This is a genomic window from Solitalea agri, assembly GCF_023914155.1.
Taxonomy (GTDB): domain Bacteria; phylum Bacteroidota; class Bacteroidia; order Sphingobacteriales; family Sphingobacteriaceae; genus Solitalea; species Solitalea agri.
Genome location: NZ_JAMWYS010000052.1, coordinates 44,270 through 62,194, shown reverse-complemented (window position 1 = coordinate 62,194; position 17,925 = coordinate 44,270). Strand labels below are relative to the sequence as shown.

The window sequence follows — 17,925 nt, the reverse complement described above, 5'->3', positions numbered from 1 at the left end:
ACTCCAGATTTACAAACTATTGACGTACTAATTTTCCTAATTTCAACACATTTTCACCGGTTCTTGGCCCCAGGTAAATCAAATCGTATTCCTCAATACGGAAAATCTTATTGTTTTTTGCCGCAGGAGTTAAGGCTATGCCTGGCAATTGTTTGATCTTTTCAATGCTTCCCAGTCGATCGTATCCAAAATCGGTAACCAAAATAATATCGGGCTGAGCCTTGGCAATCAACTCAGGGCTTAAAGGTTTCATTCCTTCCGGAACCTCCGCCACATTCACAGCGCCTGCCCATTCCAGCATTTTTGTAGCTGTACTTTTTTGCCCAATGGCCATATAATTATTCATCTGTTGGCCGTAATGCACAATAACTACTTTGGGCTTATCCTTATAATTTTTTATTTGGATCTCGGCTTGAGCCATATCTTTCAACAGTTTTTCATTCAACAACTTGGCTGCTGTTTCTTTATGAAAGATCAACCCTAATGAATCTATTAATTTTGTGGCATCATCAATCGTTTTTGTCTTTCCAAAACCAAGCATTGGAATTCCAACATTTTTCACCTGTTCAATGGCTGCTGCTGGAGCAATGTTTCCATCATGAAAAACGACTGTGGGTTTTAAAGAAATGATCCCTTCTGCACTTAATAAGCGGTGATAGCCTACTTTGGTCAGTTTTTTTGCCGCTTCAGGAAAAGTGCTGGAAAGGTCAGTGCCAACCAACTTATCTTGAGCGCCAAGGGCAAAAATCATTTCAGTTAATTGTTTTGATACGCAAACTATACGATCGGTATTAAGTGGCTGCTCTTTATGACCTGAACGATGGCATGCTCCTAATCCAAAGGCCAGGACGCAAGACAATATAATGAAGGCTGTTTTTTTCATGTGAGTTAATGAGAAATGAATGGTTTGTTTACGGATGAATGAGGGGTATATGTAGCACTAAGTCCTGCTATATAAATAGCAGGATTTAGTGCAAGTTTAAACAATCCCTTTTTTAACTATTAGAAGGTATATTTCAAATTAACTCCGCCGTAATAATTGATTTTATCCGGACCTGGAATATATGCATCAGGCATTTGATTAATAAATACCATGTTGTAGTATTGTGTACCCATGATATTATTTGCCCCTAAGTACATATCAGCCATTAAATTCTTTAAGAAACTACGCTGATATCCCAGTTTTGCATTCAACAAATCAAACGATTTTGTCTTATTAACACCATCCGAAGTAATTGGCATGGCGTCTCTGTAATTGTAATTCACATTAGCATAAACACCGTATTTAGTTGCTGCATCAACACCTAAGTTATAGGTTAAAGGGGCAACACCAGCTACTGCTAAACCTGAATAATCAGCTACAACTCTTGTAGAACTAGATTGATACTGGTAGTTATCGTATTTAAAGTCGTTATAAGTAAGGTTAGCAAAGGGCTGAACGGTTTTGAAGAAACCATTTGACGATTGGTAAGCAAGGTATTTCACCATTACTTCGGCACCTTTATTATCCTGGCTTCCGCTATTTACAAGGTAAGAATACAAAGTTGCTGTATTGCCGGCATTAGCCACCGAAACTGAGCTCATCTTATCAGAGAAAACAGCATTAAATAATGCTACCTGGAAAGCTAAACGACTATTTAACAATGAGCCTTTTGCTCCGATCTCATATTGTGAACCTTTCTCAGGTTTTAAATCAGTATTAATTTTACCTGTATATGGGATAAACAAGTTACCGCTTACTGGCGCTCTGTAACCTACGCTGTAAGAAGCATAAGCCGAAAAGTTTTGACCAAATGATCTGTTTAAAGCGATACGAGGTGATACCAAATTTGAATATTTGGCACCGTATGCTGATGGTTTGTTTGTTTCAGGAGAAGCCGTATTATTGGCGGCATTATAGAATCTGTCTTCCAAATGATTATCCATAGTGCTCAAACTCAACCCAGCTGAAAAATCAAACATGAATGGCAGCTTCAGATTCCATTCGGTAAAAGCATTATAGGTTTTACTTGTAACTGTCATATTGCTCTTCATCGAACCAATAAGATTATATCCATTTGGATCTAAATTATTAGCTACCATGTTGTAACCAATGCTTTCATAAGTTTGCTGTTGTGCTTCAATTCCTGCAGTTCCAGACAACTCACGTCCGAATACATTAAATCTCAAGTCGAATGCAGAACGGATACCCACATTAACAGGAGACTTGTCTGTCCACCCACCAGCAGAACTAGCGGTATTTTTGTTTGAAGAACCAAAAACGGAAGTAGTATTAGCCAGGTATTTATTGAAAGCATAAGAATGGCCTAAACCAAAACGATACCCGATAATCTCTGAATGTGCATTGTTTTTAATATAAGCAGGGTTACCTGAGTAGTCTTTCTTATTATATTGATCAACGGTTAATTCTCCTGCACGTTGGTCATAGCTGTTGGCATAACCTAAATAAGAAGAGATCTTTTGTTTTTCACTCAATTGGAAATCGCCTACTATGTTAACGAAATCTTTGGTTGATTCGTTATGTGGCATAAAACCATCTGATAACTGTTTTCCATAATTTACCAATATCGACGAATGGTTACCGCCTACCTGTAAACTGGTAGTGTAACGACGAAGGCCAAAATCGCCAACCATTACATTCTGCCCAATTGATACTTTGTTAAGCTCAGCTTTCTGGGTTTGCATATTCACCACTCCGGCAATTGCAAAACCATATGCACTTCCGGCAGGACCTTTTAGTACTTCAACATTTGAAATGGATCCGAAATCGATATCATCCATTATGGTAATACCTTCTGCATCTGTTACCGGAATGCCATTTAGATACATTTTTAGACCCTGGCTATCAAAGTTGTTGTTAGCACCTCTTGGACCTAAACCATTTCCGTAACCACGGATATTAAATTGTTGACCTCCTGATACCGAACGACGCATCATTAAAACGCCAGGCATGCTGGTATTAATTGCATCATCCATAAAAACACCCTGACCACGCTTAATATCGGCCATTCCTAATTTTGCAGCAGACTTGTTCTTGTTGGACATTTCTGTTACAGTAACTTCGTTTAACAGACGGCTTGTTTCTTTTATTTTTAGCGAATCTGTTGTTTTTGTATTTGTTGAATTTTGTGCTTGCACACCCACAGTTCCGAAAAGTGCAAGAGATGCTAATAAAAATTTATTCATTTTGGTTTATTGATCAATTTTAAAAAAATGTAAAAATTAGACAATGCCATAAGCATTGATAATTTGGACGAATGTTTAAGATGAAAAATAAAGCCAAGGTGGAGGGCTGGGCGGATGAATAGCCCTATCTAAAATATCACTCTCTACTACAATGGAGGATGGAGTTGAAATACCTTCATAAAACTGATAGAAGCAATCGTTTTTCAAATAAACACTTGCAACAAGGTGTTCTACTTTTTGCTTTTGGTTTTTCTCCTTATCTAAAGCCTTTTGCTCTTGAATTTTCTCATGCAATGCATAAGCCTCTGTATCCTTAGTATCAAGAATACAGTTAATCACTATAGAATCACCGCGCTGTTCCTGCTTAATTACATCGTAACTCTTTCCTAAATAGCTAAACTCATCTTCTTCTTTCCATTGAAGATCATTTTGTGCTTGCTGGTTGGAGAGCTTAAGCGTTACTGTTTCCTTTATTGATCCTGATGAAATTTGCTCATTGACTTCATTCTTGATTTGCTGATGCCTTATAAGAAACAATAGACCAGCCCCTTCAAACTGAAAAAACAGAATGAATAACAATAGGATCACTGTTATTTTTTTAGAGGCTTTTAAAAGCAAAACGGTTTGGTTATTGGTTATTGATTTAATTTGAGGCGTTTTTAGATCAATAGTTGTCACTGGGAAATGGTCGTTTAATAACACCCTCCCTCCTGACAATAAACTTGTTTACAATAGAGTTACATCCTCCTGAATTTTCATCACCCTTACACTATTTTTTACGTTTCCCGGAATATTATGGACTATTGTTTTTGTTGATTTGGTTCCGAAAATTGCCTTTATCAAACGACAATAACAATAGATTATTTGCACATTTATATGGATTATCCTACCCTTTTTTTGGTTTACTTTAAAGTTTCTCACCCAACTCTTTGGCAAGAATTTGGGCCAATTCTTCAACTTTAGGATTCTTGGCAATTACTTTACCCTTAGCATCCACTAAAAAAGTGGCAGGGACGGCAAGGATGCCATAAACCTTTTTAATCTTTAAATTTGCATCTGAAACATGATGCCACTCCGTTCTATCTTCAGCGATCGCTTTTTTCCATTGCTCTAAGTTCGTATCAACTGAAACTCCTAAAACATTAAAGCCCTTTGAATTGTACTTAGCGTATAATTCCCTAACCTCAGCTCCATATGCCCGACAAGGCCCGCACCATGATGCCCAAAAGTCTATTAAAGTCAGCTTACCTTCATTTAATACTTCTGCTAAAGAAAGATCCTTACCATCTGGTGTTTTTGCGGATATTTCTGGAGCCATATCTCCTTCCCTAACCATCTTTGCATTATCAAGGCGATACTTAAGCAATTTACCTGCATAACTACGTTTTACCGCATCAGAGAGCTTGTTATAGATCGGAAGGTAAGCATCCACCGGAAAATCAAGTTTATATTGTGCAGTGGTTAAAAGAACAACCGGCGAAACAAATGAATTAGGATGCTGAGTTGCAAAGGAGCAAGCCTTTTCTACCCGATTAGCGGCTAATGCCTCTGCTTTTTTAATGAATTGCTCACGCTCTTCATTTGTTTGTTTCTTTGCCAATGGTTTTGACATAGCAAGAATTTCTTCTTCTATTGGCGCCACCATTTTTTTAAAAGCAATATAATCGGTTTGAGATTTTGAGCCGACAACATTTGCAGATTTAACAGAGTCGCCAACGAGCTCCATTTTTGAATTTTCAACAAATAGTTGATAAGGCAAATTTCCGTTAATAAGCAAGTTAGCATACGTAGGACCTGAAACAGATCCTTTCAACTGAAATTTACCATCATGAACAATTGCTGAGCCTAATGTGTCACTTTTTTCTCCCTTTGAAAGTTTGTAATTCAATAAAATAACCCTTGAACCTTCTTTCAAATTTTTAACCTTGGCTGTTAGCACAAAACTTGGATTTGTTTGAGCATAAACCCCTCCCCCAATTAACAAGGCTGCTATTGTTAATAATCGCTTTTTCATCTTATCCAGGTCAATTTTTACCTAATTCACATTTAATTTTTGAGCAAGAATCTGTGCCAACTCTTCAACTTTTGGATCCTTGGCGATTACTTTTCCATCTTTATCCAGCAAAAAGATGGCTGGAATTTTAATGATACCAAAAGCAGCTTTAAGTTTTGTATTGTTAAGTTCAGCGATATGATTCCAGTTTGTTTTGTCCTCTGCGATGGCTTTTTTCCATGCGTCTGCATTGGTATCTAATGAAACACCTAATACATTAAAGCCCTTCTCATGATATTGATTATAGAGTTTTAGGATTTCAGCACCTTCCCTGCGACAAGGCCCGCACCAAGAGGCCCAAAAATCCACCAGGGTTAGCTCTCCTTTTTTTAATACCTCGGCTAGCGAAAGATCATTTCCATCCGGAGTTTTAGCGGCTAAAGCAGGGGCTTTATCTCCAACATTGATTGTTAACGCGGCATCTAAACGACTTTTTATCGTTTGGGCGGCAATACCGGCTTTCACTGCGGGTGAAAACTTTTCATAAATAGGCTGATAAACCGCAGGGTCCAAATCATATTTATCTGTAGTTAAAATAACCACAGGAGAAACAAAAGAGTTTGGATTTGCAGTAGCAAAAGTACGCGCCAACTGAACTCTTTTGACTTCCAAGGCGTCAAGATTGGCTAGTATTTTATCCACTTTAACCTGATCCTTCTGCTCATAAGCCAATCGTGCTGAGTCCCCAATTTTGCGCATTTCTAGTAGAATTGCTTGCATAGATTTCTGGAATAATTCAAATTCAGCATTTGATTTTGAGCCCTCGATTTTGGCCAACATCAGAGACTCGCCGGCTATGGTCATCGAGGTATTTTCTATAAATAAAGGAATCTCTTCTTTCCCAGGCACGTTCAACTTCAGGTAAGTTGGACTTGCAAGTGATCCCATTAAAGTAAAACTGCCATTATTAACTACAGCGGTACTAATGGTATCGACTTCTTTATAATTGCGGTAAAGCAATATCACTTTCTCCCCATCCTTTAATTCTTTAATTTTCCCGTTCAGCACAAAATTTCTATTCTGGGCAGAAAGGGTTCCGCCAGACATTAATAAGGCCGAAAGCACCAGTAATTTTACTTTCATTAGATTTTGATATAATTGAATTACCGGAGGGCCTGCTGGTTTGCAAGCCTTCCGGTAAAGGTTATTTTTAGTTGGCTTTATATAACTTAACTCTCAAATTAAGGGACAAACCTCCATCACTATACTTTTTGAGTTCACCGGCTTGTGAAGTATACATGGCCAATACCTTAAATCTTGATAAAACATCAACCCCCATACCTAGGGAATAGTTGTTTGTAGTGTGGTAAAGGGCCTGTAAATTCACCGTCTTTGCAAATCTCATATCGAACCCGAAGTCCCAAACGTTAGGATAATCTTTGAATTGTGTATAACATAACTTGGGCTCGATACTGTTAACCTGTTCGCCCAAATTAAATTTATAGGATGCCGAGCTGAAAAAAGACGGTCGGTCGGCGGTTTGATAACTATCCTTTATGAGGTGATTTCGAAAGGAAGGAACAACGGCCTGTACAGTCAATCCATTGGCGACATAAGCTAATCCGAAGTCAAAATCCCAATAGATACTCCTTGCATTATAGTCGGTTAGCGATCCATCATCCTGATCGCCGATTGCCTCATCTAAATAAATGTTCCCATTACCTACCGCTGCAGAAAGTCCAAAACTCAGACGTTTCCCCTCGGCCACCGGCAAGTGATAGGCATAAGACAGGGCAACTCGGGTTTGATTAAACAAACCGGCTTTCTGATTCAAAATGTTTAAACCCAAACCAACACGTTTTCCCAAAAAGCCATCGACACTGATAAATGCGTTAACGGGAGCTCCGGGTAAGCCTGTGTTTTGTTTGCTGTATGACATGGCCATACTTAGGCTGGAATCAGCACCGGCAAGGGCTGCATTAGCCTGATACTGGTTGAAAAAATACTGACCCGGCATCGAGCTCATTTGCGCCATTGTCGGCAGGATGGTGCCTAATGACAATACAATTATCATTAGGCTATAAATACACTTTTTATGAATTCTTTTCATTGATTCTGGCTTTTTTAATATTCAATTAGTTGCGCACGATAGAGATAAAGCCTTTTACTGGCTCCATTCCGTTACCTAAATCAATAACATAATAATAGGTACCTTCCTGCAATCTTGACCCATTAAAAGTACCATCCCACTCGTTCAGATAACCTTTTTTAGTGTAAATGAGTCGTCCTGTCTTATCTATGATTTTCACCATGTTATTCGGATACAACTCAATATTGCGCACCATCCATTTATCATTTTTGCCGTCGTCGTTTGGCGTTAAAACATTGGATACATCCTCTTTTTTGAACCCATCCAGCACTTCAATTGTATAAAGTTGCTCTACATAACAGCCTGAGGCATTATATGCTCTAACCATAAAGGTTGTAGTTTGCATAGGGCGAACAGTCAAAACCGCCGAGTTTCTACCTGATAGTATTCCGGCAGCTTCATCCCACTCATATTTCGTAGCCGAACCTTCTGCCTTCAACTCCACGATATCTCCTTTATAAATTCTTTGTAACCTGTTGCTGCTGATGCTTAGCTGAGGATTGTCATTGATAGTTAAACTTCCGTTTACATAATTAAAGATGTAATTATTGGAAACTCCACCCGCCGGCGTTAAGGAATAAGTTCCTGCTGCGGACGTTGCATTAGCAGTAGTGTTTATACTTGGCGCTGTTTGCAAATTAGCCGGATTTTCACCATTCACGAAACCGCTATAGCTGATGGTAAGGGCTGGTAAACTATTACCTTGGCACATCTGCTGATTATTAGCATTTACCGTTAATACCGCCTTATCGATTGTTAAGGTACCGTTCTGATATATCAACATATAGTTTGAAGAAGCGGCTCCGTTAACTGTAATCGGATAGGTGCCTGCACCACTTGCTGCTGTTGCGTTGGTAGAAACTGTTGCAGCACTTGTTAAGCTTGAAACATTTTCACCGTTCACAAAACCGCTGTACGATATCGTTAAAGCTGGATTGGCTGCACCATAAGTTTTTGACTTATTATCCGCAATTACTGTTAAGTTCGCTTTATTTACCGTTAAAGTACCGTTCTGATATACAAAAGTATAGTTGGAAGAAGCAGCTCCACTGGCTGTGATCACATAGTTGCCTGCAGCACTTGTAGCTATTGCACTGGTCGAAGCTGTTGCAGCACTTGCTAAGTTTGAAACATTATCGCCGTTTACAAAACCGCTGTATGATACTGTTAAGTCCGGATTAACATCGCCATAAGTTTTTGACATATTATCTGCACTTACCGTTAAGTTGGCTTTGCCTACTGTTAAGGTGCGCGATACAGGAGTTGCCGCTTTATAGTATGCATCTCCGTCCTGACTGGCTGTAATGGTAACAGTTCCTGCTTTATGGATAGTTACCGTATTGTTATTGATAGAAGCAATAGAAGCGTCGCTTGATGAATAGGTCAAGCTCAAGTCCGCGGTGGAAGTTCCTGTTAAATCAAAACTTAGATCTCCATATGTTTTTGCAGTTAAGGCAGCGAAATTAATAGTTTGACCAGGTTTACTACCGATCGAAATATCAGTTTGAAAAGTGCTTTCGTTACCTGCATTATCTACAGCGGTCCAAATAATGGTTGATTCTCCCTCATTGAAATTACCGCTGGCATTTAACCCTGAACCACTTCTGGTGGTGGCACCAGTTATCTCATAGGTTAATGTTTTAATACCGCAGTTATCAGTTGAAGTAATAGCTGGCACGGTGTAAGTTCCTAAGCCAGAGAAATTATGGTGAACTTGTTGAGTTCCTGTTAACACGGGGAAAGTATCATCAATTACTTTAATAACCTGTGTATAGTTATCCGAAACATTGCCTGCTTCGTCAGTGAAATTCCATACGCGGGTACGAACAAATTCAACATCATTAGCCCTAACAGTGTTATCACTCACTAAATGAAGTTCCGGATTTACTGTAACGTTATCTGTAGCCACAGGAACCATGGCCGAAGCTGCGGTTAAGCCTGTTGCATCGCTACATTGCAGTGTAGCGTCTAATGCACCTGCTACTGTGTTAATAACCGGAAGGATATCATCAAAAATAGTTACGTTGATATATGCAGCTGCTTTTGCACCTAAATTATCTGTAGCAACCGCTCTTAATTTATATGTCCCTGGTACAGTGCTGTTAAACGTATAGGTGTATGGCGATGTTAATGATTCGCCAAGTATAGTTGTTCCTTCGAACCATTCTACTTTAGCAACCGAACCATTCGCATCAGTAGCCGAAGCTTCTATTGTAGCACCTGTACTCTGACCGAATTTCTGATTATCTGATGGAGAAGAAATGGATACAACAGGAGGCTCGTTATAAGGGCACCCCCCTACATAAAGCTCACCAAGTGCTATTTGTGGCACAGCAGTGTGACCTGAAAGTCCTACAAACTTAACGTATCTTCCTTTTTTATCGGCAAAAGTAACCAGCTTATCATCAGCAGTGTTTTCAAATGACCCTTTGGCTACCGGTTCGCCCCAATCGTTGGGATCCATGGAAACATAAAACTCGTAATCCTTAACCCTTCCGTCTCCAGCAGCAGCCCAAGTGGCCATAAATTGATTTACTGAATAGTCTGCTCCCAGATCAAGTGCAATCCAATGCGGAAAAGGAGGATAAGGACCTGGCTGCGTTGGTACAATTGGATAATTTGTATTCCAAGCCAAGGTTTTATTATTATCTATAACCCTAGGTGCTGTATGTATACCACTAAAAAAGAGCTCATTATCAAAAGAATGTACTTTTAATTTTGATTGTGGTGCAATAAATGAAGAGCTTCCGCATAGCGGCTCTGTTAAAGTAACCTTAACCGGAGCAGAAACACCTTGCAGGCCTTTATCATCTGTAGCTACCGCCGTAATGGTCAGCTGTTCACCGCTTAAATTTGGAACGGTAAATGGTACCGCATATGGAAGTTGGGATGCCTTACCAATTGATTTTCCATTATAAAAATATTCAACGTTAACAATGTGGCCATCTAAATCAGTTGCTTTCGACGTAAGTTTTATTGACTGATTTGCATACAAGCTTTCCCCATCTACCATTGACGAGATGTTAACAACGGGTGGAGTATTTGTTTGATCAGGAGTACTATTAACCAGGAAGCATTCCCAGGCCCCACGGCCATAAGTGCCCAGTCTTAATAAGCTATTCTCTTTATTGTCCTTATCATAGAAAATATCAAAACCTTTTAAAGCCACCAAACTTGGTAAACCATCTGAATAAAGGGCCCAATCGGTCATTGTATTATCTTTATAATAAACGGCTCTTCCGGTTTGAGCATATATCGCTTCAATATCCTGGCGGGTGGTATCTGCCACCATATTCTCTATGTTTTCAGAATTCAGACGGGTGGTAACAGGGCCTGAACCTATCGCTGTCCAGGTAGTGCCATCGTCAGTTGTTCTATACGCATAACCATTACTCGCCATGTACATTACACCGTTTTTAAATACCGCCAATGCGCCGGTACTGGCATTCCCTGAAGGCTGAGGAGCGCTCACACCTGCCGAAAAAGATGGTGATGCTGCATTGACATTATAACTACGGTAAATCTTCTTATCCTGACCCAGTACAAACAGCGCATTACTATCTGCCGGTGATTGGGCCATTGCCAATGTGTTTGGTACTTTGGTGTAAATTTTGGTCCAGGTTGGCTTGGGAAGGCTAGTGTTGTTAGGGGTAGGCCCAGCATCAATGTTGTTTGAACGCCACACTTCTCTAAATGACCAAAAAGCCTGATTTGGTTTAAATTTAGAAAATGCCAATATGTCAGAATTTGTTCGAGTAGGAGCCATAGTATTAGGATCAATACCGATGTCCCATACGAAATTTGAGTTAGGCCAACGCTTATAATCCCTCTTAGCTGCGTTGACAGGGGCGGAGACGGTTCCGGGGGCGGCTAAATAGACAAAGTCAGAAAAGTTATCGTGATAGTAAACAGAGTTTTGATCACCAGGATAGCTACTCGTCCACACACCATTATAATAAAATAGCTCTCCATTATCCTGAGTACCGCCAGCAATTAAATGCTTACTTATTGGGCTATTGGCTATGCTGGCAAACTGAGTGTTAGCCATACCTTGGGTTTTTGGTGTCCAGGTTACGGCATTATCTTTACTCAAATAGAAACCGCCATCAGTAGCACAGTACATCTCTGAGGAATTATAAGGGTTAAACCTTAACCAGTGCATGTCAGTATGAATGGTTTTTTGCCAGGTGGTTTGATAGCTTTGAGCCCAATTCACTCCTCCATCAGTACTTTTCCAGATAACGTGCGCACACACGTACAGCGTGTTTGCATTGTTCGGATCGGCTACCAAGTCGAAATTGTAAGTCCCCTGACCGGCCGCGTTTCTGGCATATCCAACCAGGTTAGGCTGATTATCCCCTTTTTTCAGCGTAAACGTTGCCCCTCGGTCAGTTGATTTGTAGATAACACCTCCATAGTTTGATGCTGAAGGTATGTTTATAGCACCGTTATTGCTACCGAAATAAGACACATATACCACATTTGGATCGGCATCACTTACGGCTACCCTTGCGGTATTATTAGTATTTGGTAGTGTATTAATAGTCTGAGAGGTCCAGTTTAGGCCCATGTCGGTCGATTTGTAAAAGATACCGTTGTTATAGGTTACCGCATAAAGCGTTGTTGAACCCGGCTCCGGCGCGAAGCGCATATCGACAAACTTATCATTAACAATTTTGGTCCAAGTGGCACCGGCATCAGTTGTACGGAAAATACCATCCATTGTAGCGGCAACAAGCGTGTTATGGTCGGTAGGATCCATTAAAATCTCCCTGACACATCCACCAGTCATACCTGTATTAGAAGGCTGAAAAGTAGCGCCGCCATCGGTCGATTTCCACACACCATTTCCGCCCCCATAGTAACACGGTTCACCTGTACCCAAATACAGTACGTTATTATCAGTATAATCGATACAAATAGAGGAACTGGTCAAGAGATAGGGCATTTTGTCCGTACCCAAAGTTTTCCAATTATCGCCTTTATTGTCACTTACCCAGGCCGAAAGACCACAGATGGCATATATCCGGTTGTGATTTACTGGATCGAATTTGAAATGGGTCACCCTCCCCTGCCCGGCAATCGCTTGGGCTGCATCAATAGGAAAAGCTTGGGGCCCTACATTTCTCCATGTATAGTTTTGTGCATAGGTCTTCGCGGAAAAGGCGAGGAATATGGAGAGCAATAGAATGCAGAAAAAGTATATTTTTTTCATTTTTTGCTTTTAGTATCTGGTAATAGAGTTACTTTTAGTTTTTGCCCTTAATGGGTTTGATCGGTGCAGGTTGCTGGTCTTTAGGCACCTCTTTCTCCTTTTTCTCAGGATCAGCAGGATTGTCTTTACCTACCTCTTTTTCTTTTTTCTGAGGATCAACCGGACGATCTTTACCTGGCTCCTTATCTTTTCTGTGAGGTTTATATTGATAGGCCTTACGAAACTCTTGATCCTTTTTCCACTCACCCAAACGCTCCTCCATCGTCATCACCGTGCCATCCGGTTTTACAAGACCGGCCATATCAATTTGCCACTGTATAAATTGCTTGTATTCACTTGCATAAATGACAGCCGGATCGTTTTTACTCAAACGCTTTTGCTTACGTTCTAATTCGCGTTCACGTTCCTCATTTCCTGCGCTCTCAAATAATTCATTTTCCACCTCAGGCCTTTGGCGCCCTGCCCAAAATTTCTCAAACTCCGCAATGGCCTGGTTATAATTTACTCCCGGCTCGTCCATCATCCTGACCCACACAGGCACCTCTTTGTTTTTGCCTTTATTTTTTTGGGCAAATGAAATTTGAGCAATCCCCAGGATTGGTATCATAAGAAGTAAAGTCCTTACTATAGACCCGATTTTAACTTTTTTCATTATTGAATTGATTTTGGTCATTGATTCGATTTCTTAGCGTACAATTCTATTCGGTTAACTTCAATGAATTTATTGTCAAACTTTAGGCTGAAATATTTATCACCTGCTCTAAATGCTCAACGTGATGGCCTTGTTTTCTTTATTACAAGAACATGACGCTTGCAGTGCAAAAAAGGGTGATTGGTTTTTTAAAAAAAACGAAATAATATTTTAATGGCCGCCATTTAAGAAAAATATTAACCCCGAAAGCAATGTGTTTGACGAAACCTCTGCCGAATAAAGCGGCTGTTTTCAATCCTAACAGCCGCTTTTATTTTTATTTCGGCAAAAATGTCTAATGGTTATTATTCGTCCTTTGATTTTTAGGCTGAAATTTTTACTACCTGCCCATCCCTCAACACTTTAAATGAAAGTTTGGAGCCAGAGGGCATTGTTTGAAGTTTCAGAATTCTTGCAGGTTCTTTCTTTAATGTTTCCGATTCAATATCATTAATAGATAAAACCACATCTCCTTGCTTGAATAGCTGTTCTGCTGTAATGTCAACAATCACAGCTAGCTGCCCGCTTTCTTTGAAACTGAACATTTTATCGCCAAGCATAAAATCAATTGGGGTATTAAATCGTTGGTTAGGAGTTAAATGAATGGTTTTCTCGGCAAGGTTAATCGTAAAATTAAAGCGACTGATGGTTTTTACTCCAAAAGAGCCATCTTCAATTGTGGCATTCTCATCACCCTCACGATATTTTTTTAACGTTCCCGGAACATTGCGAAGGTCAATTGCGCCTACCGTCATTTTTTCAAAATTCCCGGTAAAGGTGGGCGATGACACACCCATACTTACTGTTGTAGAGCTGAAATAAGGTTTGAACCCACTGCTTAAAAGCTCATTTCTTTTCACGAAATCGCCAAAACCTATCACATAATAACCTGCACCTGTATCGAAAATAAAATTACCGGTTACTTCTTTTTGGCCCACTTTTAAATTAAGGGGAAGTTCAAGAATACCTTTTCCGTTCTTAATGCTCAAGGTGGTTCCTTGCTTGTCTTCTTCTTTATAATTACCCATGCTGTAGAGCTGCATGATCATTTTATCGAAATCAACTTTTACGATATATTGGTAGGCCAAATTTATCCCAATGATTCCCGCGGTACCTTCCCGCACGTGCTCAAAAATCGCCACGCTTTGGTTATTCACAGCAAAGTTGTCGAAATGAATGGTATTACCGGTTGAAACCTGAATTTGCATATTGCCGCCTACTACCGAAGTATTTTGCTCACGTGCTACTCTCAAGCCTAAACTGTCAGCCAGCGTTTTTCGCATAGCCATCCCATCGGCACCTGTATCAAACAAAAAACGCAAAGGCTTCTGGCTATCGTTAATAGTGGCCATTAAAAAAATAGAGCCGTCTTTTACCTCTATGGGTATGGTGGCTTGTAAGGTAGATGCCTTATAACGGTTTAAACCGCACAATTGATCAAACAGATCAACGTATAACAACTTATGGCTATCATTTAACCAGGCTCTGGTAGTGATTGCCGGTTCTCCATGGGGATAGACAATAAACAGCACTGAGTTTTTGCCGGAAACCCTTTCCACTGCTTTCAATTTCATTGAATCAACCGCATAATGGCTTACTATATTTTGCAACATATATTTTGCAATAGGGCTGTTATAAACACCTACTGAAAAATCATTGCTAAGAACAGGCTCCAATAAGCCTGCACTTTTAGCAATAAATGCTTGTTGAAGCTTTGTGAAAACTGAATCAGATTTCACCGTTTGTGCATGGAGAGGGCCAATAAGGGCCCATACACCAAACAACAACAAATAGACTATTTTACGCATTTGAATATTTTTTTGTCAGAATCAGCTTCTTTTAGAATAATTACCCGTTGTTAACAGGTCTATTTTTTTAGTTCCTCCAGGAGTAATTGCTTTAAATCAGGAGAAGAAGGACGCGGTGCATTCATTTGAACCATATTTCCTTTCTTATCAATGATCACAAAACGTGGAATCGTAGTGATCATATAATCTTTTGCGAATTGGGAATCATTTCCCGAAAAAAGCTGATTGCCGCCCGCCTGATTATCGGCAATAGCTTTTAACCACTTATCCTTGTCTGACAGCTTATCAATACTCACACTCAAGAATACTACATCCTTACCATGCATCTCTTTTTCAAGTGCATTTAAATAAGGAATCTCTTGTTTACAAGGTCCACACCATGAGGCCCAAATATCCATTAACACTACTTTTCCGGTAAAATCACTTAATGAAACCATTTTCCCGTTCAGATCAGGGTAGGTAAAGCCCGGTGCTTTAAATTTGGTTTTAGTAATAAGCAGCTTTTTATCAAGGGCCTCAACAATCCTTTTGTGATTTGGGGCCTGTAAGTACTGCCCGTATTTGGCCATCATGTCTTCAAACTGCTCATAGGTTTTCATGCCCTTATATTCGGCCAAAACCATCTCAGCTTTTTGACGATTGGTTGTTAAATACTGAAGCCTTTCATCAAGAGTAGGTTGCTTATCAAAACCACCTGCGAAGTAAGGATAGATTTTCATCAGCATTTTCCCATTTCCCATTAAAAAGATATCATCATTGGAAAATTTATCTTTTACAACTATTTGCTTGTAGTAAGCAGAAAGTCCCTCTCTGCTTGGCATTTCCTTTTGGCTAGCTAAATAATAAAGTGCATAGATGTCCAGATCATAGGTGGTAAGTTTCTTCATTAACCCATTGAACGTTGCATTCTTGGTGTTTATGCCTTTTTTAAAGGTTTCGGTTTTATCAGCTACCTGGGCAAGGCATTTCGAAAAATCGTTCATGTTTCCCTGGTATCCCTCAGCATTAATTGATCTGGCTTTTAATTCTTCTGTCATTTTTGACCATGAGGCCAGCACCTGATTTTCAGGAGTATTCTTCCCTGCTAATTCAACCTTATTTTTATCATCAATTGTCACCTGTACATGATCTCCCTGCTTTAAATAAATAGGGAATTGACGACCCTGATCTTTTGTTTGTATAGCATAGAAACCTTCATTTGATGGTTTTACTAAAAAAGCGAAAGAACCATCCGCATTTAATTGGGTAGTAGCAAGAACCTCAAACTGGCCATCCACAACTTTTACCAGCGATACGCCAGCTGCCTTATCTTTGTTGTTTGAACTCACTACTCCCTCTATTTCACTTAGTTGAGCAAAAGCACAAACGTTTGAAAGTAATAATGAGCCTATTAAGAATTGTTTTTTCATTTTCTGTTACGTTTAAAACCCTAGTTTTTAAGTGCGGTCACAACCATTTCTTTCAATCTCGGATCGGAAGGAGTCGGGGCATCTTGTGATACGATATTTCCCTTCTTGTCAATCACCAGGAAGCGTGGTATTGAATTTATTTTATAATCCTGGCTGATTTTGGTACCCTGTCCGGCCAGCAGTTGAACCCCGGTCATCTCCATTTCATTGACCATTTGCAACCATTTGTCCTTATCTTCTAGTTTATCAGTTGAAACGCTCATAAAAACGACATCCTGGCCATGCAGCTCTTTTTCCAGACTTTTCAAATAAGGAATTTCCTTTTTACAAGGGCCGCACCAAGTTGCCCAAATATCAACCACTATCACTTTACCCAGGCAATCGCTTAATGAAACCATTTTTCCATCCTTATCAGGATACGTAAAATCATGCGCTTTAAATCCTTTATCAGGTACTTTTAATTTCGGACGCAGTTCTTCAATACGCTTTTTTTGGCTGGCCGTCTGCAAATAATTACCATACTTACTTACCATGTCATCCAGCTCATCGGTATATTTAAAAAAGGGAGTTTTCTCTAATAAAAGAAATTCGCCTTTTTGCAGATCAGTGCCTAAGCAGGCCAGCTTATCTTCAAAAGAAGGACTTGGATTCATGTTACGTGTAGCATATATAACATATAGTGGCAAAAAGGCCTTACCTAATGGCAATGAAAAAATATCGTTATTAGGGAATTTATTCTTAACAACTATCCCATCATAGTAAGCCGGCATATCCTCCTTTTTCGGATGCACAGAACGGGGTGTATAAATAAATCGAAGAGCAAAACCATCCATTTCGTAACCTGTAAGCTCTTTCATTAAGGTATTAAAGGTGGCGTTCTTTGTATTGATGTTTTTTCTGAATGCTTCAGCTTTAGGTACTACTGTTTCAAAAACTGGGAAGAAATCACGATAGTTTTTTCCCGAAAAAGAGGTCCAGTATACTGCCATGTTTTTAACCTCTTCGATTAAGTTGGCCCATGAGACCAACACTTGGTTTTCCGGGGTATTTTTCCCAACCAGATCAACATGGAATTTATTCATGTTAACGGAAACCTCAGCATTATCTCCAGGCTTCAAATACAAGGGAAACTGGCCCTTGTCCCACTCCCTGCCACCATATCCAATCGCATAAAATCCTTCATAAGTTGGTTTAAACTTAAAGGCAAAGCTGCCATCCTCATTCAGTTGAGTGGTAGCTGCAACTTTAAATTCACCGTCCTCCAACTTTAAAAGTGAAATATCATTAACAAAATAAAAAGCGTTGTCGTTTTCCGAAACCGGTGTATTTATCTTGAAGAGTGACCTTTCGCCCTCTTTTGTTTCCGCCTTAATGACACCCTTCACGATGCTCACCTGCGCAAATGCACTGAAGCTCGCAAGCAAAAGGGCAACTGCTAAAATTTTTTTCTTCATTGTGGTTTAAAAATTGGTAA

At 39.7% G+C, this 17,925-nt stretch carries 11 protein-coding genes; all 11 read right to left on the bottom strand.

What is annotated here, in order from left to right; genetic code table 11:
- Positions 1–16: 16 nt before the first annotated feature.
- The gene (locus tag NF867_RS14460) at positions 17–883 is read right to left on the bottom strand and encodes a heme/hemin ABC transporter substrate-binding protein (protein WP_252588931.1); all 867 of its coding nucleotides are present in this window, start codon (positions 881–883) and stop codon (positions 17–19) included.
- Positions 884–1,002: 119 nt separating this feature from the next.
- Entirely contained in the window at positions 1,003–3,186 is a 2,184-nt protein-coding gene (locus NF867_RS14455; RefSeq protein ID WP_252588929.1) for a TonB-dependent receptor, read from the bottom strand.
- Positions 3,187–3,261: 75 nt separating this feature from the next.
- Positions 3,262–3,864, bottom strand: coding sequence for a hypothetical protein (locus NF867_RS14450; protein WP_252588927.1), 603 nt, complete (start codon positions 3,862–3,864; stop codon positions 3,262–3,264).
- Between the two features lie 229 nt (positions 3,865–4,093).
- Positions 4,094–5,200, bottom strand: coding sequence for a TlpA disulfide reductase family protein (locus NF867_RS14445; RefSeq protein ID WP_252588925.1), 1,107 nt, complete (start codon positions 5,198–5,200; stop codon positions 4,094–4,096).
- Positions 5,201–5,221: 21 nt separating this feature from the next.
- Positions 5,222–6,322, bottom strand: coding sequence for a TlpA disulfide reductase family protein (locus NF867_RS14440; RefSeq protein WP_252588922.1), 1,101 nt, complete (start codon positions 6,320–6,322; stop codon positions 5,222–5,224).
- 67 nt (positions 6,323–6,389) lie between these two features.
- On the bottom strand, positions 6,390–7,289 hold the full coding sequence (locus tag NF867_RS14435; RefSeq protein WP_252588919.1) for a PorP/SprF family type IX secretion system membrane protein: 900 nt from the start codon (positions 7,287–7,289) through the stop codon (positions 6,390–6,392).
- 25 nt (positions 7,290–7,314) lie between these two features.
- Positions 7,315–12,543, bottom strand: coding sequence for an MBG domain-containing protein (locus NF867_RS14430; protein WP_252588917.1), 5,229 nt, complete (start codon positions 12,541–12,543; stop codon positions 7,315–7,317).
- A 34-nt stretch (positions 12,544–12,577) separates the two neighbouring features.
- Entirely contained in the window at positions 12,578–13,150 is a 573-nt protein-coding gene (locus tag NF867_RS14425; RefSeq protein ID WP_252588915.1) for a hypothetical protein, read from the bottom strand.
- Between the two features lie 407 nt (positions 13,151–13,557).
- The gene (locus NF867_RS14420; RefSeq protein WP_252588913.1) at positions 13,558–15,042 is read right to left on the bottom strand and encodes a retropepsin-like aspartic protease; all 1,485 of its coding nucleotides are present in this window, start codon (positions 15,040–15,042) and stop codon (positions 13,558–13,560) included.
- Positions 15,043–15,101: 59 nt separating this feature from the next.
- The gene (locus NF867_RS14415) at positions 15,102–16,451 is read right to left on the bottom strand and encodes a TlpA family protein disulfide reductase (protein WP_252588911.1); all 1,350 of its coding nucleotides are present in this window, start codon (positions 16,449–16,451) and stop codon (positions 15,102–15,104) included.
- A 20-nt stretch (positions 16,452–16,471) separates the two neighbouring features.
- A complete protein-coding gene (locus tag NF867_RS14410) occupies positions 16,472–17,905 on the bottom strand; it encodes a TlpA family protein disulfide reductase (RefSeq protein ID WP_252588909.1) in 1,434 nt (477 codons plus the stop codon).
- Between the last annotated feature and the right edge of the window lie 20 nt (positions 17,906–17,925).